The organism is Sphingomonas sp., assembly GCF_004799495.1.
Classification (GTDB): domain Bacteria; phylum Pseudomonadota; class Alphaproteobacteria; order Sphingomonadales; family Sphingomonadaceae; genus Sphingomonas.
This window is the reverse complement of sequence record NZ_SSMY01000002.1, coordinates 413,846-436,160: the sequence shown is the minus strand read 5'-3', so window position 1 is coordinate 436,160 and position 22,315 is coordinate 413,846. Positions and strand designations below refer to the sequence as shown.

Below are 22,315 nucleotides of genomic sequence, written 5' to 3'. Positions count from 1 at the left end.
GGTATGGGTGGAGCGGCGGCAGGAGCGGCAGCGGGCGCGGTGGCGCGGGCGCGGCGGCGGTTGATCTCGCATTTCATGGCGAGCGACGCGGTCTCCGCCGACAAGGCGATCGGCTATGCGCCCGAGCGCGGGATCGAGCGGCGCTTGCTCGAACGGCTGATCGACCATGGCGTGCTTCATGTCGGCAAGGCGGGCACCTATTGGCTCGACATCCCGGCCTACGACAAATGGAACGGTAAACGGCGGCGGCGCGCGGGGATGATGGTCGGCGCGGCGGTCGCGATCGGCGCGGCACTCAGCCTGTTCGCGGGCTGATGCCCAACCGGCTGCAACTGACCGGGACGACCGAGCCCGCGCCGCCGCCCCGCTTGCCGCCGGGGGCATTGCGCGTGCGCGGGCGGATCGCCGGAGCGATGCTCAGCCGCCACGCGCTGGCGCCCGAGGACGCGATCGATTTCATCCCCGATCCGCGCGACGCCGCCGCGTTCGAGAAATTGCGCGCGGCGGGGATCGTTCGCGAAGTTTCGGGCGGGCGCTTCTGGTTCGACCTCGTCGCCTACCATCTGCGCGAACGGGAGCGCAGCGCACACATGGTGCCGTTGGCGCTCGGCATGGCGGTCCTGATCGCAGTGATCGCGGTGTTCTTCTATCGCGGCTAGCCCGCGCGGAACGTCAGCCCCGCCTTCGCCGTCAGCCGCTCGCGCAACGCGTCGCCCATCAGCGCACCGGGGGTCCAGATCCCGCCATCGCCCTTGACGTCCTGCACTAGGCACAAGGCGCTTTCGGCGATCATCTTGCTGGTCGAGCCATAGCCCGGATCGCGGTCGCCGGTGACGACACACTCGACCCGCACGCCGTCGGGATATTCGCCGATGAAGAGGACGTCGTAATGTCCGGCGTCGCGTTCTTCCTTCGACGGGCCTTCGCCGGGCTTGGGACCCTTGTCGCTCGCCAGCGGATTGATCTTGGCGATCGCCTCGGCCGCCGCCTTGCCCAGATCGCCGAGCCCCGCGACCATCATCTCGTCATAGACGAAATCGGCGCCGTATTTTTCGCCAAGCAGGAAGTTGGTGCGGTGGACGTTCTTGGTGTTGATCGGCGCCATGATGAACGGCGCGACCCACGCGCCGACCGACGAATCGTATTCCGGAATCAACCCGGTCGGCTGGTGCGGCCCCTTGAATCCCGGGGTTAGCGCGAACGGACTGGTTAGCAGTTTGAAGATGCCGGGATCGCGCGCCGCGGCCGCGAGCGTCGCTTTCAGGCTCGCCGCGGTGCCGCCCGAAAAGCCGCCCTTCATCACGCGGACGCGCCCCTTGACGCGCGGCGCGGGTTTGCCGTGTTTCGCGGCCGCGCATTGCTGGAGCGTCAGCACGCCGAGGTCGAACGGGATCGAATCGAACCCGCAGGAGAATACGATCCGCGCGCCGCTCACCTTGGCGGCGTCGTGGTGCGCGTCGATCATGTGGCGCATCCACGCGGGCTCGCCGCATAGGTCGACATAGGCGGTGCCCGTCGCGGCGCATGCGGCGACCAGATCGCTGCCGTAAAGCTGGTACGGCCCGACGGTCGAGATAACCACGGTCGCGCGTTCGCACATCGCAGTCAGGCTGGCGGGGTCGTCCGAATTGGCGGTGATCAGTGCGGTGTCTTTCGCGCCGATCAAGTCGCGGACTTCCTCGAGCTTCGACAGCGACCGCCCGGCCATCGCCCAGCTGACGCCGGTCGGATACGCCGTGACCAGATATTCGGCGACCAACCGCCCGGTGAACCCGGTCGCGCCATAGACGATGATATCGAATTCGCGCGCCATTGCTCTCTCCCCGGTCAGGCGGCCTCGCTGAACTGCAGCGCCGCCAGTCTAGCATATAACCCGCCGCGTGCGTTGAGCGTGGCGTGCGTACCTTCTTCGACGATCCGCCCATCGTCCATCACGATGATCCGCCCCGCCGCGCGCACCGTGGCGAGGCGGTGCGCGATGACCAAGGTCGTGCGCCCGTCCATCAGCCGTTCGAGCGCCTGCTGCACCAGCCGCTCGCTTTCGGCGTCCAGTGCGCTGGTCGCTTCGTCGAGCAGCAGGATCGGCGCGTCGCGGAGCAGCGCGCGCGCGATCGCGAGCCGCTGGCGCTGCCCGCCCGACAGCCGCGCGCCGCCTTCGCCCAGGAACGTGTCGAGCCCCTCCGGCAGCTTCTTCAGGAACTCGGCAGCGTTGGCCGCCTCTGCTGCGGCCCAGATCGCGTCGTCGCTCGCACCCCACTCGCCGTACCGGACATTGTCGCGCGCCGACGCGCCGAAGATCACCGTCTCCTGCGGTACCATCGCGATGCGGCGCCGGATGTCGGCGGGGTCGGCGAGCGGGAGCGCGATACCGTCGATCGAAACACTGCCGCTGCCCGGGTCGTAGAACCGCTGGATCAGCTGGAACAAGGTCGTCTTGCCTGCGCCCGACGGCCCGACCACCGCGACGGTCTCCCCCGGCGCGATATCGAGCGAGAAATCGTGCAGCGCCGATACGTCCTGCCGCGTCGGATAGCGGAACTCGATATGGTCGAACCGGATCGCCCCGCGCGCGAGCTGCGGTAGCGGCACCGGGTTGGCGGGCGGTGCAATCGCCGGCTGCACCTCGAGCAATTCACTGAGCCGCTCGGCGGCGCCCGCCGCGCGGAGCAGATCGCCATAGACTTCGGTCAGCGCACCGAACGCGCCTGCGACGAGCACGCTTGTCGTGACGAACGCCAGCAGCGTGCCCGCCGAGATCGCACCGCTCGCGACCGCGCCGAGCGTCGTGCGCAACAGCAGCGAAAGCCCACCGAACAGCAGCCCGATCACCATCGACGTCATCAGCGCGCGGATCAGGATGCGGCGCTTGGCCGCGACGAACCCGCGGTCGACCGCGCCGGCGAAGCGCTCCGCCTCGCGCCGCTCCTGCGAAAAGGCCTGCACCACCTTCATCGCCGACAATGTCTCGACCGCCATCGCGCCGATATCGGCGATGCGGTCCTGGCTCGACCGCGAATGCCCGCGCACGCGCCGGCCGAGCAGCACGAGCGGCAGGACGACGACGGGAATCCCGATCATCAGCATGCCCGCCAGCGCAGAATCATAATAGAACAGCAACGCGGTGCCACCGACCCCGGTCAGCAGGTTGCGCAGCGCGACCGAGACGGTGGTGCCCACCGCCATTTCGATCTGCGCGGTGTCGGCGGTCAGCCGCGAGGCGATCTCCGACGGGCGGTTTTCCTCGAACCAGCCGGGTTCCAGTCGCAACAGGTTGGTCTGCACCGCCACGCGCACGTCGGCGACCGTCCGCTCGCCCAGCCACGACACGAAATAGAAGCGGATCGCCGTTGCGACCGCGAGCACGCCGACCAGCGCGAACAGCGCGATAAAGGCACGGTCCTCGCCCACGTCCGATCGGCGGTCGACCGCGAGTTTCAGGATCCAGGTGAGGCTGAGCGTCGCCCCGGTCGTGGTCAGCAACGCGGCCAGCGCGATCGCCAAGTGGCCCGGATAGCGCTTCGCCACGTGCCACACCATCCGCAGGCTGCTGAGCTTACGGCCCGGTTTCGGTGTGTCGGGAGCGGGATCGGCCATGATCGTTACGCCCTAGAGGCGTGCGCCAATCGCCGCAACGCCGCATCGCTTTTCCGCGTTGTGTGCGCTGCAACACGAGCCTAGGGTTGACGCCAAGGTAAACGGTTACGACCTATCGGGGGCCAATGCTTTACAACGCTTACGAAATGCAGCGGTCGATGCTGGCCGGCGCCAGCGCGCTGGCCAATTTCAGCGCCGAACTGCTCAGCAACCCCGCCAACCCCTTCGCCTATTTCGGCGGCGGGCCGGTGATGGCATCCGCGCTCGAAGTGTTCGCGCACGCCGCCGCCCCGCGCGGCAAGCCGCATTTCGGGCTCGACCATACGACGATCGACGGCAAGCAGGTCGCGGTCGAAGAGCAGATCGTGCTGCGCAAGCCGTTCGGGCAATTGAAGCATTTCGCGCGCAAGGGCGTCGAGGGTCGCCCACGGCTGCTGATCGTCGCGCCGATGTCGGGCCATTATGCCACGCTGCTGCGCGGCACGGTCGAGCGGATGCTGCCGTTTGCCGACGTCTATATCACCGACTGGCGCGACGCGCGGCAGGTGCCGTTGTCGGACGGAAGCTTCGATCTCGACGATTATATCGATTACCTGATCGAGTTCATGGAACTGATCGGGCCCGGTGCCCATATGCTCGCGGTATGCCAGCCCTCGGTTCCGGCCTATGCCGCCGCCTGCCTGATGAGCGCCGACAGGAACCCGTGCCGCCCCAAGACGCTGACGCTGATGGGCGGGCCGATCGACACGCGCGAGGCGCCGACCGCGGTCAACACGCTCGCGACCGAACGCCCGTTCGCCTGGTTCGAACAGAATGTCATCGCGACCGTGCCGATGAACTATCCGGGCGCGGGCCGCCGCGTCTATCCGGGGTTCCTCCAGCTCGCCGGGTTCATGACGATGAACCTGGGCAATCACATGGTCTCGCATTGGGAGATGTTCAAACATCTCGTCCAGGGCGAGGACATCGAGGCCGAGGCGACCAAGGATTTCTACGAGGAATATCGCTCGGTCTGCGACATGACCGCCGAATTCTATCTCCAGACGATCGATGTGGTGTTCCAGCACCACAAGCTGCCCAAGGGTGACATGACGCACCGCGGGCGCAAGGTCGATCCGGGCGCGATCACCGATATCGCGATCCTCGCGATCGAGGGCGAGCGCGACGACATTTCAGGGCTCGGCCAGACCAAGGCGGCGCTAACCATCGCGAAGAACCTGCCGGCGAAGGACAAGAAGTATCTCGTCGCCGATGCCGGGCATTACGGCATCTTCAACGGCAGCAAATGGCGCAACCAGATCGCGCCGGTGTTCGAAAAATGGATCGCCGCGCACGACGGGTGATGGTTAGTACAATGCCAGACCAACCGTCATTCCGGACTTGATCCGGGATCCATGTCTCCACAAGGATCGCGGGCGTAAATAACGCGGCACGATAGACCCCGGATCAGGTCCGGGGTGACGGAAATGGACGGGGACCAATCAGGCGGCGGTCGTCCCGACCTTGGCATGGCTGCCCTCGTCGCCCGATTTGATTGTGCCGCCGAACAGCATCTTGACCTTACCGGCGAGGCTCATGTCGGTCTCCCACATCTCGGCATCGTCGATATCGAAGCGTAGCAGCGCGAGGTTGGGATCGTCCTTGCCGCCCGGAAACCATGCCTCGACCTGCTTGTTCCACAGCTTGTCGATCATCGCGAAATCGTTGTCGATGCGCGCATTGCCCGACAGGCACGCGAAGAAATCGTGCCCCTTCGCGACGAACTGCACCATCGCCTTGCCCCCGCTGGCCAAGCGATTGTCCTTGCCGATGAAGAAGAACAACGTGTCGACCTGATCCTCGTCGAGCTGCGCGGTCAGCGGCTCCGAATGCTGGCCGTCACCCTCCAGCCCGATCATCACGAACGGGCTGTCGGCGAGCTTCTTCCAGAAATGCTGCTTGATTTCCTGCGCGTCGGCCACGGCGTTTCTCCCGCTATCGGGGAGACAACGCCGTTTTCGCCGCAGGTTTCCGATATTTCGCGACGAACTCGATCAGCGTCGGATCGTCGATCTTGTCGATCGCGATTGCGTCGATCAGGTTCTTTTCGATCAGCGGTCCCTTGCGCGCAAAAAACAGGTAGAGATCGCCCTCGGTAGCAAACGTCGTGTCGCCGAACCCCATCGGCCCGCAACTCGTATAGGAATTGCGCGTGCGGACCAGTGCGCGGGTCGGCGTTCCGCGGAACCAGGCGATCGGCTTGAAATAGCTCGGTCCGGGATTGGTCATGTCGGGTATCGGGATGGGCTTAGGCGGCGCCGGCGGTTGGCCGGGCTTGGGCGGTGTGGGGCGGTAGGGCGGAAACCAATAGACGAAGCGACCGACGAAGATCGTGGCGGCCTGCTGCAGGCCGTCGGTCTGGCGCTTGCGCTGCGCGTCCGCGATCTGCTTAAGGCGGGCCTCGTCGGCGCGCTTCGCATAGGCTTGCTGGCTTTCGCCCTCCAGCATCGGCGGACCCATCCACGGCATACAGGCGTGCGCCGGCGCCGTGACGATCAGGCCGGCGATCGTCGTCGCGATCAGAGTTACGCGCAGCGCCACCATCGGACTCTCCTTTGAATGTTATAACATCATATTTGAGGGAAAATGAAAAGGCCGGCGGATCACGACGCCGGCCCTCCATTCGTTCGGCTTGAGGTTTAGAGAACCTCGAACAACCCGGCCGCACCCATGCCGCCGCCGACGCACATCGTGACGACGACGTACTTCGCGCCGCGGCGCTTGCCCTCGATCAGCGCGTGGCCGGTGCAGCGCGCGCCGGTCATGCCGTACGGGTGGCCGATCGAGATCGACCCGCCGTTGACGTTGAGCAGCTCGTCCGGAATGCCAAGCTTGTCGCGGCAATAAAGCACCTGCACCGCGAACGCTTCGTTGAGCTCCCACAGGCCGATGTCGTCCATCTTGAGCCCGTTGCGCTCGAGCAATTTGGGGATCGCGAAGACCGGACCGATGCCCATTTCGTCGGGCTCGGTGCCCGCGACCGCCATACCGACATAGCGCCCGAGCGGAGTCAGGCCGCGCTTCGCCGCGAGCGATTCCTCCATCAGCACCGACGCCGACGATCCGTCCGACAGCTGCGACGCGTTGCCCGCGGTGATCGTGAAGTCCGGCCCCAGCACCGGCTGCAAGCCCCGGAGGCCCTCGATCGACGTCTCGGGACGGTTGCCCTCGTCCTTGGTCACCTCGACCTCGTGATAGGTGACTTCCTTGGTCTCCTTGTTGGTCATCGCCATCGTCGCTTTGACCGGCACGATCTCCGCGTCGAAATAGCCCGCCTGTTGCGCGGCGGCGGTGCGCTGCTGCGACTGGAGCGCGTAATCGTCCATCGCCTCACGACTGATATTGTAGCGTTTCGCCACGACCTCGGCGGTCTGCAGCATCGGCATGTAGACGTCCTTGTGCATCGCGAGGAGCTCGTCGTCGCGGCCGACGCGCATCTGCGGCGTCTGCACCATCGAGATCGATTCGACGCCGCCGCCGATCGCGACGTCCATGTTGTCGACGATGATCTCCTTCGCCGCGGTGGCGATCGCCATCAGGCCTGAGGCGCACTGACGGTCGACCGACATGCCGGCGACGGTGACCGGGAGCCCGGCGCGGAGCAGGGCGGTACGTGCGATGTTGCCCGCCTGGACGCCCTGCTGGAGCGCGGCGCCGAACACCACGTCCTGCACCTCGGCCGGGTCGATCTTGGCGCGCTCGACCGCGGCCTTGATCGAATGGCTGGCGAGCGTCGGCGACGGCGTGTTGTTGAACCCGCCGCGATACGCGCGGCCGATCGGGGTACGGGCGGTGGAGACGATGACTGCGGAGCGCATGTTCTGGTCCTTCTAGCTCAAACGAAAATCTGGCTGATCCATTCGGCGATCAGGGCGGGCTTGTCCTTGCCCTCGATCTCGACGGTGAATTCGTTGGTCTGCTGCCACTGGCCGGGCCGCTTTTCGACCAGCTCGAGCAGCTTGAAGCGCCCGCGCACGCGGCTGCCCGAGGGGACCGGGGTCAGGAAGCGCGTCTTGTTGCCCCCGTAATTGACCCCCATCTTCACGCCCTCGATGTTCGGCGCGTCGGCGACCTTCGACGACAGCAGCGGCATCAGCGACAGCGTCAGGAAACCGTGCGCGATCGTCCCGCCGAACGGGGTCATCTTCGCCATTTCGGGGTTCACGTGGATGAACTGATGATCGCCGGTCGCGTCGGCGAACTTGTCGATCATGTCCTGCGTGACTTCGACCCAATCGGAAACACTCTCGCTTCCGATCTGTTGAGCTCGTTCCTGGATGGTGATGGAGCCGGCCACGACATTCCCCTTTGACCCGTTTCGGCGCTACAGCCGTCCGCATTCCTCTGGCGCGCGCGCGCGCGTCGCGCAAGTCCGACTAGACCGAGATTTTGAAAATGACCGCTGACGCTACGTCTTCCGCTCGTAAAACGATGGCCGCGCAGTATCGGGCGCCCGAACCCGATATTCTAAAGCCGCTATTGGCGCGCGCCGCGCTAACCCCCGATTCGCGCGCGCGGGTGATGGACAACGCCTCCGGGCTGCTCGCCGACCTGCGCGCGGCGCAGAACAAGGGGTGGGTGAACCAGTTTCTGCAGGAATACCGGCTCAATTCGTCGGAGGGCGTTGCGCTGCTGAGCCTTGCCGAAGCATTCCTGCGCGTGCCCGACCCCGAGACTGCCGACCTGCTGATCGCCGACAAGCTCGGCGACGCGGACTGGCGCGCGCACACTGGCGAGTCCAACTCCTCGCTGGTTAACATCGCGACCTGGGGACTGGTGGTCGGCCGTGCCTTGGTCGGGGAGGGCGATCAGGGGCCGCTCCGCCGCCTGATCTCTCGCGCGGGGGAACCGTTCGTCCGCCAGGCGGTCGGCGCCGCGATGCGGATGATGGGCGAAATCTTCGTGATGGGCCGCACCATCGACGAAGCGATGGCGCGGATGCGGAAAGGCGAGAACAAGGGGTTCACTGCGAGCTTCGACATGCTCGGCGAAGCGGCGCGGACGGTCGAGGACGCGGCGCGCTATTTCAACGCCTATACCGGCGCGATCGACGCGGTCGGGCGCGACCCCGCTGCCGGTCATTCGATCTCGGTCAAGCTGTCCGCGCTCCACCCGCGCTACGAGGTGACGCAATACGACCGCTGCGTCCCCGCGCTGACCGAGATGTTGGAAGCGCTTGCCGTGCAGGCGGCGGGCCACGGCATTCCGCTGACCGTCGATGCGGAAGAGAGCGAGCGGCTCGAGATGAGCCTCGACATCATCGGCGCGGTCGCCGCGCTACCCAGTCTCAAGGGCTGGGATGGGTTTGGCATGGCGGTGCAATCCTACGGCAAGCGCGCGCGACCGGTGGTCGAGTGGGCCAACAACCTCGACCGCTTGATGAACGTACGGCTGGTCAAGGGCGCCTATTGGGACTCGGAGATCAAGCGGACGCAGGTCGAAGGGTTGTCGGATTACCCCCTGTTCACGCGCAAGGCGGCGACCGACGTGTCGTACCTCGCGGTCGCGCGCGACATGCTGGACGCTGAGAACATCCGCCCCGCCTTCGCCAGCCACAATGCGCTGACCGTCGCGACGATCATCGAATGGGCGGGCAACAGTCGCGACTTCGAGTTCCAGCGGCTACACGGGATGGGCGACGGACTGTACGAACGACTGGTGCGCGAGCAGGGCTATCACTGCCGCATCTACGCGCCGGTCGGCGGGCATCGCGATCTGCTCGCGTATCTCGTGCGGCGGTTGCTCGAAAACGGGGCGAATTCGAGCTTCGTCCACCAACTTGCGGACGAGAACCTGAGCGAGGAGGAAATCCTCGCCGACCCGGTCGAGAAGATCGCTGCGGTCGGCGGTGCGCGGCACCCGAGCATTCCGCTGCCGATCGACCTGTTTGGCGACCGCAAGAATTCGAGCGGGATCGATTTGAGCGATCGGGCGGTGTTGGCCGAGACGGTGAAAGTTGTCTCCCAACCGTTCGTGTCGAGCGAAGTCGAGACACCTGCGCAGCGCTTCTTGACTTCGCTCGAAGCGAACGGGGTTGGAGATGCGGTGGCCAAAGCCCATGCCGCATTCCCAGCCTGGTCTGCGACGCCAGTCGAACATCGCGCAGCAATCATGGAACGCCTCGCCGACAGTCTCGAAACCAACCGCGACGAGTTGATGGCGATCTGCGTGCAGGAGGCGTTCAAGACGATCCCTGACGCGATCGGCGAAGTGCGCGAGGCCGCGGATTTTTGCCGTTATTACGCGCAGCAAGCGCGCGACGGGTTGCAGCCCATAGAGCTCCCCGGGCCCACGGGCGAGCGCAACACGCTCCACCTCGACGGGCGCGGCGTATGGGCGACGATCGCGCCGTGGAATTTCCCGCTGGCGATCTTCCTCGGGCAGACCGTCGCGGCGCTCGTTACCGGCAACACCGTCGTCGCCAAGCCCGCGCCGCAAACGCCGAAGATCGCCGCCGCGGCGGTGAAGCTGGCGCACGAAGCCGGGGTGCCGGAGGATGCGCTGGTCCTCGTCCCCGGCGGGCCAGAGGTCGGCGCGGCGTTGACCGCCGATCCGCGCGTGATGGGTGTCGCGTTCACCGGATCGACCGCCACCGCCAAGAAGATCGCGCGCTCGCTGCTCGAAGACGACAACCGTCCGATCGTCCCGCTGATCGCCGAAACCGGCGGAATCAACGCGATGATCGTCGACTCTACCGCGCTGCCTGAACAAGTCGTGGCGGATGTCGTCACCTCGTCGTTCCGTTCGGCGGGGCAACGCTGCTCGGCGCTCCGGCTGTTGCTGTTGCAGGAAGAGATCGCCGACGGCGTCATCGCGATGCTCAAGGGCGCGATGGACCTGCTCATGATTGGCGATCCGGCGAATCCGAAGACCGACGTCGGCCCGGTGATCGACCAGGCCGCGTACGACAAACTCATGGGCTATCGCGCTGCGCCCAAGGGCAAGGTGCTCAAGACGCTCGACGTCCCCGCGAGCGGGCTGTTCGTCCCGCCGACGCTGATCCGGCTCGACGCGATCGAAGACCTGACCGCCGAATGGTTCGGCCCGATCCTCCACGTCGCGACCTGGCCCGCGGGCAAGCTCAGCGAGACGATCGCGCGGGTCAATGCCAAGGGCTACGGCCTGACGATGGGCCTCCACAGCCGCATCGCGCGCGCCGGCGACGTGGTCGAGGCGGAGGCGGCGGTCGGCAACCTCTACATCAACCGTAGCATGATCGGCGCGATCGTCGGCAGCCAGCCGTTCGGCGGCGAAGGACTGTCGGGCACCGGGCCGAAAGCGGGCGGGCCACATTATCTCTACCGCTTCGTCGCCGAACGCGCCGTGTCGGTCGATACGACGAGCGCCGGTGGTAACGCGACGTTGCTCAGCCTCGATGAGGGCGGGATCTAAACTCCGCCTTCCTGATCGGACGCCGAGCGGTCGCCCGACGAGGGCGGCTTGGCGATCGTCTCGTTGCTGTCCTTGATCTTGCGCGGACGCTTGGGCTGGATCATCCCGGCCTCTTCTGCGCTGAGGCCAGTCTGCGTCGGATATGCGAGCGCGATACCGTCGTCGTTGAAACGCTGAATGATCGCGAGCCCGACCGAGTGGCGAAGGTCGAACATGTCCTGGAACGCGGCGCTAGGTGCGTCGAATTGCAGTTCGAGGTCATAGCTTTGCGCCCCGAACGCGACGAAGCCGGCGCGGACGAACGTGCCCTCATGATCCTCAACGATATCCTTCAGCATGTCGGGGATCTTCTCCATCACCTCGACCGGAGTGGTCTGAACCAACCCTAGAGTGAAGATTACGCGGCGATATTCGCGCTGGGTGTTATTGACGATTTCGAAATCGAGCAGCTTCTTGTTGCCGATGATCCGCGCTTCGCCCGCGGCGCCGCGAACTCGCGTCGAGCGCATGCCGATATATTCGACCGTTCCGGCCGATTTATCGAAAGTGATCGCGTCCCCGCGTTTGAAGGGGCGGTCGAAGATGATCGCGATCGCCGCGAACAAGTCGGCAAAAATGCTTTGCGCGGCAAGGCCGATCGCGATGCCGCCGACGCCCAGCCCGGCGATCAGGCCGGTGACGTTGACCCCCAGATTGCCGAGCACGAGCACCAGCGCGATCGCGAACAAGGCGAAGCTGACGAACAATCGGATCAGCCCCATCGCATTGGTCAGCGTCTCGCCGTGATAGTCGGCGGCCGAGGTGCGGTGCTCGATCGCGCCTAGGATGATCTCGCGCGCCCAGATCGCGCCCTGGAAAACCGCGGCGATGGTGAAGAGGAAGTGGACTACCGCGACGATGCCCGCCGGCGCCTGTGCGAATTGCGCGACGCTGACGACGATCTGCGCGGCGGCCATCGCGATAAAGAAATTGTTGGTCTTGGCGAGCGCGCGGCCGAACACCGTGCCCCAGCCGGTGTGCGACGTGTCGCGCGCGCACAGCCGCGCGCCGAGACTCTTCACGAAATGCAGCGCCAGGAACAGCACGATCCCGGCGCCCGCCGCAATCAGGATCTGCAGCCAGTGAGTCGCGAACCAGGCGGCGGTCGCGTCGTAGAATTCGCCCGCCTGGCTGCTCAGGTCGGCAGCCGGGTGGCTGACAGTGGCGTTGCTCATATGACTCTCTTCAGGCTGCCTTGCGGCGCGGCTTGGCCCCGGCTTCGAGGAACGCGATCAGGCCGCGTTCGTAACGATCCAGATAGCGCGTTGCGCGCGGCAAGGCGAGCGTCTCTCGGAACCGCGCCTGACCGTTCTTGGCGAGGTCGATCAGTGCGGGGTGGACGTACGATTTGCGCGCGATGGCGGGGGTGTTGCCGAGCGCTTCGGTGACAGGCTCAAGCATCGTCTTGAGCCCGATATCCTTGTCCGCGCTGGCCAGCGTCTCGAAGGCGATGACGCTCGCCCCCCACGTGCGGAAATGTTTGGCGGTGAAGTCACAGCCGGTCGCCTCGCGAATATAGTCGTTGACGTCGGACGACGTCACGCCATGCGGCTCGCCATCCTGCCCGACGTATTGAAACAGCTGCTGGCCGGGCAGGTCCTGGCATTTCTTGACGAAGCGCGCGAGGCTGCGATCGGTGATCGCGAGTTCGCGGATCTTGCCCGACTTGGCGCGGTAGCGCAGCTTCAGCGTCCCACCGGTAATCTTGGCATGGCGGTCGCGCAGCGTGGTCGCGCCGAAGCTCTTGTTCGCCTTCGCGTATCCCTCATTGCCGATCCGCAGATGACCGATGTCGAGCAGCTTCACGATTGCCGCGATGGTGCGCTCCTTGCTGTGGCCATGCTTCTTGAGGTCTGACTCGTACCGAGCGCGCAATTTGGGCAGCGCGTGCCCGAACCCGGAGCAGCGATCGTATTTCTCGCTTTCCTTCCTGGCGCGGAAATCGGGGTGGTAGCGGTATTGCTTGCGGCCCTTGTCGTCCCAACCGACCGCTTGGATGTGGCCGTTCGGATTGGGGCTGAACCACGCTTCGGTATAGGCTGGGGGAAGCCCGACGGCGTTCAGCCGGTCGATCTCGTCGCGGTCGGTGATCCGCTTGCCGTCGGCGTCCCAATAGCCCCAGCCGTGGCGAACTTTCTTCCGGGTGATCCCGGGCTGGCTGTCATCGCAATAGACGATTCGGGTCATGGGGCTCCACTTCGTTAGGCCGATGGAAATGCGCGGCTCACCGCTTCGTTCCGGAACGCGAGCGCCGGGCGGCGGTTCTGTGCGCGAGAGCGAAGGAGATTTGCCATGGCCGACCTGACCAATGCCCGTGTGCTGATGATCGCCACTGATGGCTTCGAGAACGACGAACTGTTCAAGCCGCGCCAGGCGCTGATCGATGCGGGCGCGAGCGTGACGCTCGCGTCGATCGCGACCGATCCGATCCAGGGCGAGAAGGGTGGCGAAAAGGCCGACACGATCGTCCCCGATATGACGCTGCGCGATGTCGATACCGAGGAATTCGACGCACTCGTCATACCGGGCGGGGTCGGCAATCCCGACAAGATGCGGCTGCAGGGCCGCGCGATCCAGATCGTCGAGGAGTTCATGGACGACCAGAAGATCGTCGCGGCGATCTGTCACGGGCCGTGGCTGCTGGTCGAGGCGGATGTAATTGACGGGCGCACGGTGACGGGCTGGCCGTCGATCCGCACCGATCTGGAAAATGCCGGCGCGGAGGTGGTCGATCAGGAAGTCGCGGTCGACGGCAAGCTGATCACCAGCCGCAAGCCCGACGACATTCCGGCGTTCAACCAGGCGATCATCGACGCCTTGGCGGAGGAACTAGCCGACGCCTAGCGCGCGGGCCCGCCCGCGCGGAAGTTGGACGGCGTTGACCCACTTCTGCGCGGGGCGCTCGACCAGATGGTACAGCGCGACCGAGCAGCCCAGCACCATTGCTAGGTACAGCCCGATCAGCACGGGCGGAACGGCATGGGCGTCGTCGACGAAGGCGAGCTTGAACACGACGAACAGCATGAAGTGCGAGAGGTAGGTCGCGTAGCTGATCTCTCCGAGATAAAGGAGCGGCGCCCAGTCGAGCGGGTTGCCGCGCTTGCCCGAGATCAATGCCAGGCCGAGCAAAAGCGCGGCGAAGGCGAACGGGATCGTCCAGGTTTCGGGAAGGCCGACTGCCCAGCCGGCCAGCGTGAGCGCGCTTGCACTGAACGCGAGCACCGGGGCCACTACGACATGCTTCCACCGCAGCCACAGCGCGCAGACCGCACTGCCCGTGGCGAATTCGGTGAGGCAGCGGACTAGACCGAAGCGCGCGATATCGTGGCCGAGCGTCGGCTCGCCCGCCATGACGGCAGCGAGAATGACGAGGAACGCGGCGCCCGCGCTGGCGACGAGCCAGCTCGGCAGTACGCGCCAATCGACCGCACGGACTAGCAGCGGGAAGGCGAGATAGGCAGCGAGCTCGCAACTGATCGACCAAGCCGGGTCGTTCCACGTTAGCTTCGGTGTGAAGCCCCAGTTCTGGAGCAGCAGCACGTGGAGCGGCAGCTCGCCGAACGGGAATTCGGCCGGGTCGTGGCGTCCCGCGGCAGTCAGCGCGAGTGCCAGCACGACCGCGCCGCCGAGCACGAACAGGTGCAGCGGCCAGATCCGCGCCATACGCTTTTGCCAGAAGCGCGGCACGTCGCGCCAACCGTTGTCGCGCAGTCGCGGCCCCCAACTCAGCCAGATCACAAACCCCGACAGCAGGAAGAAGAAATCGACCGCCAAATACCCCTTGGCGAAGACATGCACCCACGCGTCGGGCAACCCGGCGACCGACAGGCGGATATGGTACAGCACCACCATCCACGCCGCGATGCCGCGAGCGCTGGTCAGCGCGCGGAGCTCGTTGGTGCCGGTCACGCCAGCGCCGGCTGCGGGTCGCCCGCGCGGTTGCGGCGCCCGATCGGACGGAACGATTCCTCGGCGCGCTTGCGTTTCAGGTACGTGTCGAGCCCGATCTGCGCGCCGATCAGCATGAACATGAACGGCTGGAACGCGACCGCGATGAAGCACGCGCCGAGCATATAGAGCAATTGCCCCGCCTGGAGCGCGCTCGCGAGCGGCGAGATCCAGGCCTGATCCTCGGGCGCCTTGCGATACCGACGGCGGATCACCTCCATGCGGAACAGGCCCGCGAGGTTGATCGCCATCCACAGCAGGAACCCCGGCCAGCCCTGTTCGCCGAGCATCTCGAAATAGGCCGAATGATAGGCGCGCGCGCGATCGACCGTCAGCGTCGTGTCGAGCTTGGCGTTGTCCTTCGTGCCGTCCGCTTTCACGATGTCGTAGCGGATCTGGTTCTGGCGGTACATTTCGAAGCCGCCGCCCATCGGATGCTGCTTGACGTACTCCCATGTCCATTTCCACACCGCGACACGCGTCGCGGCGGATTCGTCTTGCTGGTAGGTCTGGATCGTCGACATGCGGTCGGTGAACGACTTGGGCAGGAACGGCACCGCGACCAGCCCGAGCGCGCCGATCATCCCGAGGTAAACGAACTTGCGCTTGGCGTCGCGCAGCATCAGCAGCGCGAGCAGCCCGATGCAGAGCAGCCCCGTGCGCGTCGACGTGCCGATCGGGATCAGCAGGCACGCGAAAACGAGCGCCGCGGTGAACAATTTCACCTTCCAGTCGCGTTTGAAGATCGTGCCGTATTTGCCCAGCCACAGGATCGTCGGGATGATCGCGATCGCCACGGTCGAGATCGTCGACCCTTCGTACAGCCCCGAATTGTTGGTCACCATCAGGTCGAGCGAACCATACCCGCCGCCCCCCGCCGCGGTCTTGATCCCGCCGACGATGATGATCGACGCGGCGGACAGGATCATGAAAGTCAGCAAAGCCTCGATCCGCAACCGAGTGCGCAGCGTCAGCGGCAGGAAGGCGGCGAAGGCGAGCGCCTTCCACACCCAATCCCACTTATCGAGCGCCTCCATCGGGAAATCGGCGCGCATTGTCGTCATCGCACACCAGCCGAGCAGCAGCACGATCAGCAACTGGCGTGGCGCGACGCGGGTATCTTCCTTTCGGTCGACCACCATCCACGACGCCACTGCCAGCGCGACCGCGATCAGCGAGATCGGCACGGTGTTGAGCAGCGTGTAGGTCAGCCGCTGCGGCGAGACGATGTCGATATAGACGTACGTCAGGATGAACAGGAACGGGCGCCTGAGCGCGAGCCCCATCAGCGCGGCGAGGAAACCAACGAAGGCGAGATCGTGGATCATTGTCCGGTATTGGCGCGCTTCAGCGGCTTTTGCGGCGGCTCGGGGCGCTCGTCGTCCAAATCGCGGCGGCGCAGCAGGAGCCATGCCGCGAGCAGCATGAGTCCATGGCTTACGGCCAGCGCGAAATCGTCGATCATCCCTCGCCGTCCCAAAAATCCGTTCGTGTCGAGCGAAGTCGAGACACGATTGTGATACGCCCGTGGCCGTCTCTCGACTTCGCTCGAGACGAACGGTGAAGATGGACTAGCGACCCGGGGTTGACGCTGCGTTAAACACTGTCGTGGCAGAGGGTTTCGACGATGCGCATCCTCCACGTTCTCGATCACGGGCTGCCGTTGCAGAGCGGCTATACCTTTCGCACGCGCGCCATTCTGAAGGCGCAGATCGCGCGCGGGTGGCAGGTCGCGGCGGTGACGGGGGCGCGGCACGGCGCGAGCGCGGTGCCGGCCGAGACGATCGACGGGCTCGATTTCTACCGCACCGAGCCGCCCGGCGGATCGCTCCCGGTGATCGGCGAGTGGCGCGAGATCGGCGCGCTCGCCAAGCGCGTGATCGAGGTGGCGCGCGAGTTTCGCCCCGACGTGATCCACGCGCACTCGCCGGTGATGGACGCGATGGCGGCGTTGCGCGCGAGGAAGGCGCTCGGCGTGCCGGTGCTCTACGAAATTCGCGCCTTCTGGGAGGATGCGGCGGTCGGCAACGGGACGGGGCGCGAAGGATCGCTCAAGTACCGCGCGACCAAATGGCTCGAGACGCGCGCGGTGCGCAGCGCCGATGCGGTCGCGGTAATCTGCGAAGGATTGAAGGGTGACCTGGTGTCGCGCGGGATCGACCCGGGCAAGATCATGGTGTCGCCCAACGGTGTCGATTTGACGTTGTTCGGCGAACCCGCACCGCGCGACGAGGCGCTCGCGGCCGAACTGGGGCTGAGCACGAACGACGATGTCGTCGGGTTCATCGGTAGCTTCTACGATTACGAAGGGCTCGACGACCTGATCGCGGCGATGCCCGCGCTGGTCGCCGCGCGGCCGAACGCGAAGTTGCTGTTGGTCGGCGGGGGCCCAATGGAAGCGGCGTTGCGCGCGCAAGCCGCCGCGTCACCGGTCGCGGGCGCGATCCGTTTCGTCGGCCGCGTCCCGCATGACCAAGTAGAGCGCTACTATAGCCTCACCGATGTGCTCGCCTACCCGCGCAAGAAGATGCGGCTGACCGATCTCGTGACCCCGCTCAAGCCGCTCGAAGCGATGGCGCAGGGCCGACTGGTTGCTGCATCCGATGTCGGCGGGCACCGCGAGCTGATCCGCGACGGCGACACCGGCACCTTGTTCGCGCCCGACAGCCCGGCCGCGATCGCCGCCGCGCTGGCCAGTCTCTTTTCCGACCGCAGCGGCTGGGATGCGCGCCGTGAGCGCGCGCGCACCTTCGTCGAACAGGATCGTAACTGGTCGTCAAACATTTCGCGTTACGTCCCGATTTACCAAGGTTTAGTCGACGCTCGGAAATCGGATCCCGCATGTTTGCCACGAACGGTCGCCAGCATTTGATGTCTTTCGCTTCGCGCTTCGCCGGTCGCTCGCCGGTCGCGGTGCCGATCGCGCCCGCCGCTGGCGTGGTGGTCGCCGGGCTGGTCGCGATCGCGTTCCTGCTGATGCCGATCGGGGTGATCGAGGACATGGCGGTCGACAGCGGCGTGTCCGCGATGCTGACCGCCGCCGCACCGCCGTTCGGGCTGACCGCGCGCGCCGCCGTCGCATTCTTCGCCGCGCTCGCCGCCGGCGGGGTGACGTGGTTCGGGCTGTTCCTGATCCTGGGCGCGCGTACCGTGCTGCTCAACCGCGCCAAGGCGGAGAACGGCGTCCCCGTGCTGCGCCGTGCCGACGCGCATCCCGACGCCCCGCCGCGCCGCCCGGTGTTCGCCAACAGCGACCTCGGCACGCCGTTCCTCGACGTGAAGGCCGCGCCAATCGCCGAAGAGGCTGAAGAGGCTGCTATCGAACCGGCCTATGTGGTCGAGGCGTGCGACGTGCCCGAAGACCTCGACACGCCGATCGCCGCCTATCGCACCCCCGACGACGCCCCGTTACCCGATCCCGAGCCGGCACCCGCGCCGGTGCTCACCCCGGTCTCCGCCCCCCGTTTCGCGCCGCACGAGCGGATCGAGACGTTCGGGCTCGCCTCCGACGAGCCCTCCGCGCCGCTCCCGCAAGCGACGATCCATGACCTGCTCGCCCGGCTCGAGCGCGGCGTTGCCAAGCGTCAGCCCGAACCGGCCGTCGATCCCGAGCCGCAGCGCGAGCAAACGCTCGAGGAAACGCTCGACGCGCTGCGCGCGCTCGCTCGCCGGGTCGGCTAGTCTTCCACCACCAATAGTTCGATCGTCGCCGCGTTGGCGCGGCGCTCGACCACCTCCGCGCTCGCGACGAAGTGCCCCGATAACGGCAGGTCGATCTCCGGCAGCGCAATCAGCCAATCGTCGAGTCGCGCATCATCCTCGCCGGCGATCGAAATCGTCAGTCGGGCGCCGACGAACAGTGCCGAGGACCACGGCCGCTCCCGGATCACCTCAGCAGCAATCGTCAGCGATTGTCCCGTCGCCGAACGTCGCAAAAGCCGCACGACGTTGTGCGCGAGCGACGTCATCGCAGCGTATCCTGCGCGGCGATGAAATCGATCACCTTCGCAGCGGTGGCCAAGCGCGGCTCGCGGCCGTTGCGCAAGTCGAGCACGAAGCGCGGATCGTTCACCGCGAGCCGGCCGAACTTAGTCACGGGCATACCGGTCCGCCGCAAAAACCGCTCCACTTCCCGCCCTAGATGCATTGCCAAGTCCTTCTCGATTCGCTCGATATTGTTCCTGGTCTGTTCTAAAATCCAACTTGTCTAGGAAATTTCCTACGACTATGGTGGTAACCATGGACGCGCAGGCGACATTGGCGAGGGAGGCGGAGCGGCGGGGGACGAGCCTGGCGGCACTGTCGCGGATGATCGGGCGCAACCCGGCCTATCTGCAGCAATTCGTGAAGCGCGGGACGCCGCGGCGGCTCGACGAAGGCGCGCGGCGGCATCTCGCGGCGTTTTTCGGGGTCGAGGAAAGCGCGCTGGGTGGCCCGGCGCGCGACGCCGACATGGTCGCAGTGCGGCGGATCGACGCGGCGGCATCGGCGGGGCCGGGCGGGCTGGTCGAGGACGACCGCGCCGCCGGCGAGGAACGGATCGATCCGCGCGTCGCGGCGCGGCTGGGCGTCGCGCCGGGATCGCTGACGATGATCACCGCGCGCGGGGACTCGATGGAACCGCTGATCCATGACGGCGACGCGCTGTTCGTCGATATGAGCGACCGGCGTTTGTCGTCGCGCCCCGGGCTGTTCGTGCTGCGGCTCGACGGCGCGCTACTGGTCAAGCGCGTTGCGCGGATCGGGTTCGATCTTCACATCGCCAGCGACAATCCTGCGGCGCCCGTCATCGCGCCGGTGCGCGCGGACAAAGCGGAGATTATCGGGCGGGTGGTACGGCTCGCGCGGTCGCTGAAATAGCTACGGTCGCCGGTCGATCAACCACACGACGACCGCCGCGCCGACGCCGATCACCGCGCCGATTTCGAGCCAGCGCGTCGCATTGCCCTGCGTCATCCCCAGGATCCCACCGACCAGCAGGCCGAGCGCGATGAGGAAACCGCCGGCGGCGGGGGCGGTTGATCGAGGGGGGCGGCGGCTCATGAAAAATCCCTGCCATGTTCCGCCGCGGGACGCCAGTGTCCCGGCGCGGGACCCGTGGGGCAGACCGCGAAAACCCGTTTACCACTACGTTCCGCAGGGCGCCGTCGATCCCCGATGCTGGCACGCGACGTGAAGCACGGCGGAGCCGAGCGCGATCCCCGCGCCCGCCCGCGGAGTATCCCATGCAGCTTTTCCTCGCCGACCGTTCGTCCGTCGATGCCGCGCAGGATCTGATCGCGGCGTTCGGCGACGATGCGGGGTTCGAGGCGGCGGCGCGCGCGGACAAGAGCCGCGACCAGGGCAACCACCTGCATTTTTGTCGCTGGCGCCAGATCGAGCGGCTGATCGTGCTGATGTCGGTCGAACGCGCGGTCGGCACGATTCACTGATCTGGATCAATCCGATTCCACGGGAGATTGTTTCGCTACCGTGAGTTTAGCCTCGTACTGCCCACCTAGCGACGAGGCCGAATGACCACGCCCCAGATCCTGTCGATCGCCCTCTTGTTCGTGATGATGGCGTTCTTCATCTGGGGAAAATTCCGTTACGATGTGACCGCGATGCTGGCGCTGCTCGCGGGGCTCGCGCTGGGGATCGTCAAACCCAAGCAAGCCTTCACCGGCTTTTCCGACGATATCGTCATCATCGTCGGGTCGGCGCTGGTCATCTCGGCGGCGGTGCAGCGGTCGGGGCTGATCGAACAGGGTCTCGCGCTCATCGCGGGACGAGTCACCAAAATCCGGTCGCAGCTCCTCGTCCTGACCGCATCGGTCGGGATTACCTCCGCCTTGGTCAAGAATGTCGGCGCGCTCGCGATGCTGATGCCTGCCGCGTTCCAGATGGCGAAGAAGAACAAGGCGTCGCCATCGGTCTTCCTGATGCCGATGTCGTTCGCGTCCTTGCTCGGCGGGCTCATGACCTTGGTCGGCACGTCGCCTAATATCATCGTCAGCCGCGTGCGCCAGGACATGACTGGCCAGCCGTTCCGGATGTTCGATTACTTCCCGACCGGGTTCGGACTCCTGCTGATGGGGCTGATCTTCCTGCGCTTCGGCTACCGCCTGTTGCCGCGCGACCGCCGCGCGGCGCCGACGATGGGCGACGCGCTCGATATCAAGGGGTATGTGACCGAAGCCAGGATCGGCGAGGGGTCGCCCGCGATCGGCGAGAGCATCGCCGATTTCGTCACGCGCCACGAGGACGATGTCAGCATCACCAGCATCCTGCGCGCCGGGATGCGCGCCACGCCGCACGGCCATTTGACCTTGCGCGAGGGCGACACGCTGATCCTCGGCGGCGAGCCCGACACGCTCGAACGCGTGATCTCCGCCAACAAGTTCGCGCTCGCCGGCGAGGAACGCGACGTGCCGGAGGATCGCAAGGACGAGGAGATCGGCGTGATCGAGGCCGTGATCGGCACCAACTCGCCGCTGATCGGCCGCACCGCCAGCCGGTTGCAGTTGCAGCGGCGGTTGGGGATCAACCTGATCGCGGTGTCGCGCGGCGGCGAGCGACTGACGCAGCGGCTGGGCGGGACGCTGTTGCGTGGCGGCGACGTGATCGTGTTGCAGGGGCCGTTGACCTTGCTCCCCGAACGCTTGCCCGAACTGGGCGCACTGCCGCTCGCCGAGCGGACACTGCGGCTGGGCAATTCGCGCAAAGGGTGGTTGCCGGTCGCGATCCTGGGGGTCGCGATGCTCGCGACGGCGACCGGTTACGTGCCGGTCGCGGTGGCGTTCTTCGCCGCGGCGGCGCTGATCCTGATGACCGGCGCGCTGCCGCTGGCGGAGGCCTATGGCAGCGTCGAATGGCCGATCCTGATCATGCTCGGCGCGCTGATCCCGGTCGCGGACACGTTGCGCACGACCGGCGCGTCGCAGATCCTGGCGACGCAACTCGCGCACGTCGCCGCGACCTTGCCCGCCTGGGGTGCGGTCGCGCTGATCCTGGTCGCGGCGATGGCGGTGACGCCCTTCCTAAACAACGCCGCGACGGTGCTGGTGATGGCGCCGATCGCCGCGGTGTTCGCGCACGACCTAGGGTACCGCCCCGAAGCGTTTCTGATCGCCACCGCGATGGGCGCGGGGTGCGATTTCCTCACGCCGATCGGACACCAGTGCAATACGCTGGTGTTCGGGCCCGGCGGGTACCGGTTTAGCGATTATGCGCGATTGGGCGCGCCGTTGTCGGTGCTCGTCGTGCTGGTGGGCACGCCGCTGATATTATGGACGTGGCCGCTACACTGAGTCCCTCTCCCTTT

24 protein-coding genes are annotated in these 22,315 nt (G+C 66.2%); 10 read left to right on the top strand and 14 right to left on the bottom strand.

Annotated features, from left to right (window positions below):
• The first annotated feature begins 3 nt into the window (after nt 1–3).
• Both E7773_RS03455 and E7773_RS03450 read left to right on the top strand, forming a co-directional pair.
• A complete protein-coding gene (locus tag E7773_RS03455) occupies nt 4–315 on the top strand; it encodes a hypothetical protein (protein WP_293988164.1) in 312 nt (103 codons plus the stop codon).
• Entirely contained in the window at nt 315–659 is a 345-nt protein-coding gene (locus E7773_RS03450) for a hypothetical protein (protein ID WP_293988161.1), read from the top strand. The genes E7773_RS03455 and E7773_RS03450 overlap by 1 nt, the downstream gene beginning before the upstream one ends.
• On the opposite strand, the gene E7773_RS03445 is transcribed toward E7773_RS03450, so the two are convergent.
• Entirely contained in the window at nt 656–1,813 is a 1,158-nt protein-coding gene (locus tag E7773_RS03445) for a saccharopine dehydrogenase NADP-binding domain-containing protein (protein ID WP_293988158.1), read from the bottom strand. The two genes, E7773_RS03450 and E7773_RS03445, sit on opposite strands and share 4 nt — an antisense overlap.
• A 14-nt stretch (nt 1,814–1,827) precedes the next feature.
• Entirely contained in the window at nt 1,828–3,594 is a 1,767-nt protein-coding gene (locus tag E7773_RS03440; protein WP_293988155.1) for an ABC transporter transmembrane domain-containing protein, read from the bottom strand.
• Between the two features lie 125 nt (nt 3,595–3,719).
• On the opposite strand from E7773_RS03440, the gene phaZ reads away from it, so the two are divergent.
• On the top strand, nt 3,720–4,937 hold the full coding sequence (gene phaZ / locus E7773_RS03435) for a polyhydroxyalkanoate depolymerase (RefSeq protein ID WP_293988152.1): 1,218 nt from the start codon (nt 3,720–3,722) through the stop codon (nt 4,935–4,937).
• A 138-nt stretch (nt 4,938–5,075) separates the two neighbouring features.
• Here phaZ and E7773_RS03430 read toward each other — a convergent pair whose 3' ends face one another.
• The 4 genes from E7773_RS03430 to E7773_RS03415 form a co-directional block, all read right to left on the bottom strand.
• A complete protein-coding gene (locus E7773_RS03430) occupies nt 5,076–5,555 on the bottom strand; it encodes a pyridoxamine 5'-phosphate oxidase family protein (protein ID WP_293988149.1) in 480 nt (159 codons plus the stop codon).
• A gap of 13 nt (nt 5,556–5,568) precedes the next feature.
• A complete protein-coding gene (locus tag E7773_RS03425; protein ID WP_293988146.1) occupies nt 5,569–6,177 on the bottom strand; it encodes a hypothetical protein in 609 nt (202 codons plus the stop codon).
• Between the two features lie 95 nt (nt 6,178–6,272).
• Nucleotides 6,273–7,451 (bottom strand): acetyl-CoA C-acyltransferase, encoded by a 1,179-nt coding sequence (locus E7773_RS03420; RefSeq protein ID WP_293988144.1) that lies wholly within the window; start codon nt 7,449–7,451, stop codon nt 6,273–6,275.
• Nucleotides 7,452–7,468: 17 nt separating this feature from the next.
• On the bottom strand, nt 7,469–7,930 hold the full coding sequence (locus E7773_RS03415; RefSeq protein WP_293988142.1) for a MaoC family dehydratase: 462 nt from the start codon (nt 7,928–7,930) through the stop codon (nt 7,469–7,471).
• Nucleotides 7,931–8,028: 98 nt separating this feature from the next.
• On the opposite strand from E7773_RS03415, the gene putA reads away from it, so the two are divergent.
• Nucleotides 8,029–11,025, top strand: a complete 2,997-nt coding sequence (gene putA / locus E7773_RS03410) for a bifunctional proline dehydrogenase/L-glutamate gamma-semialdehyde dehydrogenase PutA (protein WP_293988141.1) — start codon at nt 8,029–8,031, stop codon at nt 11,023–11,025.
• Here putA and E7773_RS03405 read toward each other — a convergent pair.
• Together E7773_RS03405 and E7773_RS03400 are read right to left on the bottom strand one after the other, a co-directional pair.
• The gene (locus E7773_RS03405; RefSeq protein ID WP_293988140.1) at nt 11,022–12,239 is read right to left on the bottom strand and encodes a mechanosensitive ion channel family protein; all 1,218 of its coding nucleotides are present in this window, start codon (nt 12,237–12,239) and stop codon (nt 11,022–11,024) included. The two genes, putA and E7773_RS03405, sit on opposite strands and share 4 nt — an antisense overlap.
• Before the next feature lie 10 nt (nt 12,240–12,249).
• The gene (locus E7773_RS03400; protein ID WP_293988139.1) at nt 12,250–13,251 is read right to left on the bottom strand and encodes a DNA topoisomerase IB; all 1,002 of its coding nucleotides are present in this window, start codon (nt 13,249–13,251) and stop codon (nt 12,250–12,252) included.
• Nucleotides 13,252–13,356: 105 nt separating this feature from the next.
• Here E7773_RS03400 and E7773_RS03395 point away from each other — a divergent pair, with 105 nt between their 5' ends.
• Nucleotides 13,357–13,908 (top strand): type 1 glutamine amidotransferase domain-containing protein, encoded by a 552-nt coding sequence (locus E7773_RS03395; protein ID WP_293988138.1) that lies wholly within the window; start codon nt 13,357–13,359, stop codon nt 13,906–13,908.
• Here the strand turns inward: E7773_RS03395 and E7773_RS03390 are convergent.
• Genes E7773_RS03390 through E7773_RS03380 form a run of 3 tightly spaced genes read right to left on the bottom strand, consistent with a single transcriptional unit; the run spans nt 13,894 to nt 16,477 of the window.
• Nucleotides 13,894–14,973, bottom strand: a complete 1,080-nt coding sequence (locus E7773_RS03390; RefSeq protein ID WP_293988136.1) for an acyltransferase — start codon at nt 14,971–14,973, stop codon at nt 13,894–13,896. The genes E7773_RS03395 and E7773_RS03390 overlap by 15 nt on opposite strands.
• Nucleotides 14,970–16,337 (bottom strand): putative O-glycosylation ligase, exosortase A system-associated, encoded by a 1,368-nt coding sequence (locus tag E7773_RS03385; RefSeq protein WP_293988234.1) that lies wholly within the window; start codon nt 16,335–16,337, stop codon nt 14,970–14,972. Before E7773_RS03385 ends, E7773_RS03390 begins: the two co-directional genes overlap by 4 nt.
• Nucleotides 16,337–16,477, bottom strand: coding sequence for a hypothetical protein (locus E7773_RS03380; protein WP_293988134.1), 141 nt, complete (start codon nt 16,475–16,477; stop codon nt 16,337–16,339). The genes E7773_RS03385 and E7773_RS03380 overlap by 1 nt, the downstream gene beginning before the upstream one ends.
• 162 nt (nt 16,478–16,639) lie before the next feature.
• Between E7773_RS03380 and E7773_RS03375 the strand changes: the two genes are divergently transcribed.
• Both E7773_RS03375 and E7773_RS03370 read left to right on the top strand, forming a co-directional pair.
• Complete coding sequence (locus tag E7773_RS03375) at nt 16,640–17,884, top strand: TIGR04063 family PEP-CTERM/XrtA system glycosyltransferase (RefSeq protein ID WP_293988132.1); 1,245 nt, start codon at nt 16,640–16,642, stop codon at nt 17,882–17,884.
• Entirely contained in the window at nt 17,884–18,693 is an 810-nt protein-coding gene (locus E7773_RS03370) for a hypothetical protein (protein WP_293988130.1), read from the top strand. Before E7773_RS03375 ends, E7773_RS03370 begins: the two co-directional genes overlap by 1 nt.
• Here E7773_RS03370 and E7773_RS03365 read toward each other — a convergent pair.
• A complete protein-coding gene (locus tag E7773_RS03365; protein ID WP_293988127.1) occupies nt 18,690–18,980 on the bottom strand; it encodes a hypothetical protein in 291 nt (96 codons plus the stop codon). The genes E7773_RS03370 and E7773_RS03365 overlap by 4 nt on opposite strands.
• The gene (locus E7773_RS03360; protein WP_293988124.1) at nt 18,977–19,159 is read right to left on the bottom strand and encodes a hypothetical protein; all 183 of its coding nucleotides are present in this window, start codon (nt 19,157–19,159) and stop codon (nt 18,977–18,979) included. Before E7773_RS03360 ends, E7773_RS03365 begins: the two co-directional genes overlap by 4 nt.
• A gap of 92 nt (nt 19,160–19,251) precedes the next feature.
• On the opposite strand from E7773_RS03360, the gene E7773_RS03355 reads away from it, so the two are divergent.
• Nucleotides 19,252–19,872: a LexA family transcriptional regulator gene (locus E7773_RS03355; RefSeq protein ID WP_293988121.1), complete on the top strand. Its 621-nt coding sequence runs from the start codon at nt 19,252–19,254 to the stop codon at nt 19,870–19,872.
• Here E7773_RS03355 and E7773_RS03350 read toward each other — a convergent pair whose 3' ends face one another.
• Nucleotides 19,873–20,055, bottom strand: a complete 183-nt coding sequence (locus tag E7773_RS03350; protein WP_293988118.1) for a hypothetical protein — start codon at nt 20,053–20,055, stop codon at nt 19,873–19,875.
• A gap of 182 nt (nt 20,056–20,237) precedes the next feature.
• On the opposite strand from E7773_RS03350, the gene E7773_RS03345 reads away from it, so the two are divergent.
• Nucleotides 20,238–20,444, top strand: a complete 207-nt coding sequence (locus E7773_RS03345) for a hypothetical protein (RefSeq protein ID WP_293988115.1) — start codon at nt 20,238–20,240, stop codon at nt 20,442–20,444.
• Nucleotides 20,445–20,525: 81 nt separating this feature from the next.
• Nucleotides 20,526–22,301, top strand: a complete 1,776-nt coding sequence (locus tag E7773_RS03340; protein WP_293988112.1) for an SLC13 family permease — start codon at nt 20,526–20,528, stop codon at nt 22,299–22,301.
• The last annotated feature ends 14 nt before the right edge of the window (nt 22,302–22,315 follow it).

Excerpts from the sequence above, each read along its gene's own strand:
- E7773_RS03455 (WP_293988164.1), top strand. The coding sequence starts at position 4 with ATGGGTGGAGCGGCGGCAGGAGCGGCAGCGGGCGCGGTGGCGCGGGCG.
- E7773_RS03450 (WP_293988161.1), top strand. The coding sequence starts at position 315 with ATGCCCAACCGGCTGCAACTGACCGGGACGACCGAGCCCGCGCCGCCG.
- E7773_RS03445 (WP_293988158.1), bottom strand. The coding sequence starts at position 1,813 with ATGGCGCGCGAATTCGATATCATCGTCTATGGCGCGACCGGGTTCACC.
- E7773_RS03440 (WP_293988155.1), bottom strand. The coding sequence starts at position 3,594 with ATGGCCGATCCCGCTCCCGACACACCGAAACCGGGCCGTAAGCTCAGC.
- phaZ (WP_293988152.1), top strand. The coding sequence starts at position 3,720 with ATGCTTTACAACGCTTACGAAATGCAGCGGTCGATGCTGGCCGGCGCC.
- E7773_RS03425 (WP_293988146.1), bottom strand. The coding sequence starts at position 6,177 with ATGGTGGCGCTGCGCGTAACTCTGATCGCGACGACGATCGCCGGCCTG.
- E7773_RS03420 (WP_293988144.1), bottom strand. The coding sequence starts at position 7,451 with ATGCGCTCCGCAGTCATCGTCTCCACCGCCCGTACCCCGATCGGCCGC.
- putA (WP_293988141.1), top strand. The coding sequence starts at position 8,029 with ATGACCGCTGACGCTACGTCTTCCGCTCGTAAAACGATGGCCGCGCAG.
- E7773_RS03405 (WP_293988140.1), bottom strand. The coding sequence starts at position 12,239 with ATGAGCAACGCCACTGTCAGCCACCCGGCTGCCGACCTGAGCAGCCAG.
- E7773_RS03400 (WP_293988139.1), bottom strand. The coding sequence starts at position 13,251 with ATGACCCGAATCGTCTATTGCGATGACAGCCAGCCCGGGATCACCCGG.
- E7773_RS03395 (WP_293988138.1), top strand. The coding sequence starts at position 13,357 with ATGGCCGACCTGACCAATGCCCGTGTGCTGATGATCGCCACTGATGGC.
- E7773_RS03380 (WP_293988134.1), bottom strand. The coding sequence starts at position 16,477 with ATGATCGACGATTTCGCGCTGGCCGTAAGCCATGGACTCATGCTGCTC.
- E7773_RS03375 (WP_293988132.1), top strand. The coding sequence starts at position 16,640 with ATGCGCATCCTCCACGTTCTCGATCACGGGCTGCCGTTGCAGAGCGGC.
- E7773_RS03370 (WP_293988130.1), top strand. The coding sequence starts at position 17,884 with ATGTCTTTCGCTTCGCGCTTCGCCGGTCGCTCGCCGGTCGCGGTGCCG.
- E7773_RS03365 (WP_293988127.1), bottom strand. The coding sequence starts at position 18,980 with ATGACGTCGCTCGCGCACAACGTCGTGCGGCTTTTGCGACGTTCGGCG.
- E7773_RS03360 (WP_293988124.1), bottom strand. The coding sequence starts at position 19,159 with ATGCATCTAGGGCGGGAAGTGGAGCGGTTTTTGCGGCGGACCGGTATG.
- E7773_RS03355 (WP_293988121.1), top strand. The coding sequence starts at position 19,252 with ATGGACGCGCAGGCGACATTGGCGAGGGAGGCGGAGCGGCGGGGGACG.
- E7773_RS03350 (WP_293988118.1), bottom strand. The coding sequence starts at position 20,055 with ATGAGCCGCCGCCCCCCTCGATCAACCGCCCCCGCCGCCGGCGGTTTC.
- E7773_RS03345 (WP_293988115.1), top strand. The coding sequence starts at position 20,238 with ATGCAGCTTTTCCTCGCCGACCGTTCGTCCGTCGATGCCGCGCAGGAT.
- E7773_RS03340 (WP_293988112.1), top strand. The coding sequence starts at position 20,526 with ATGACCACGCCCCAGATCCTGTCGATCGCCCTCTTGTTCGTGATGATG.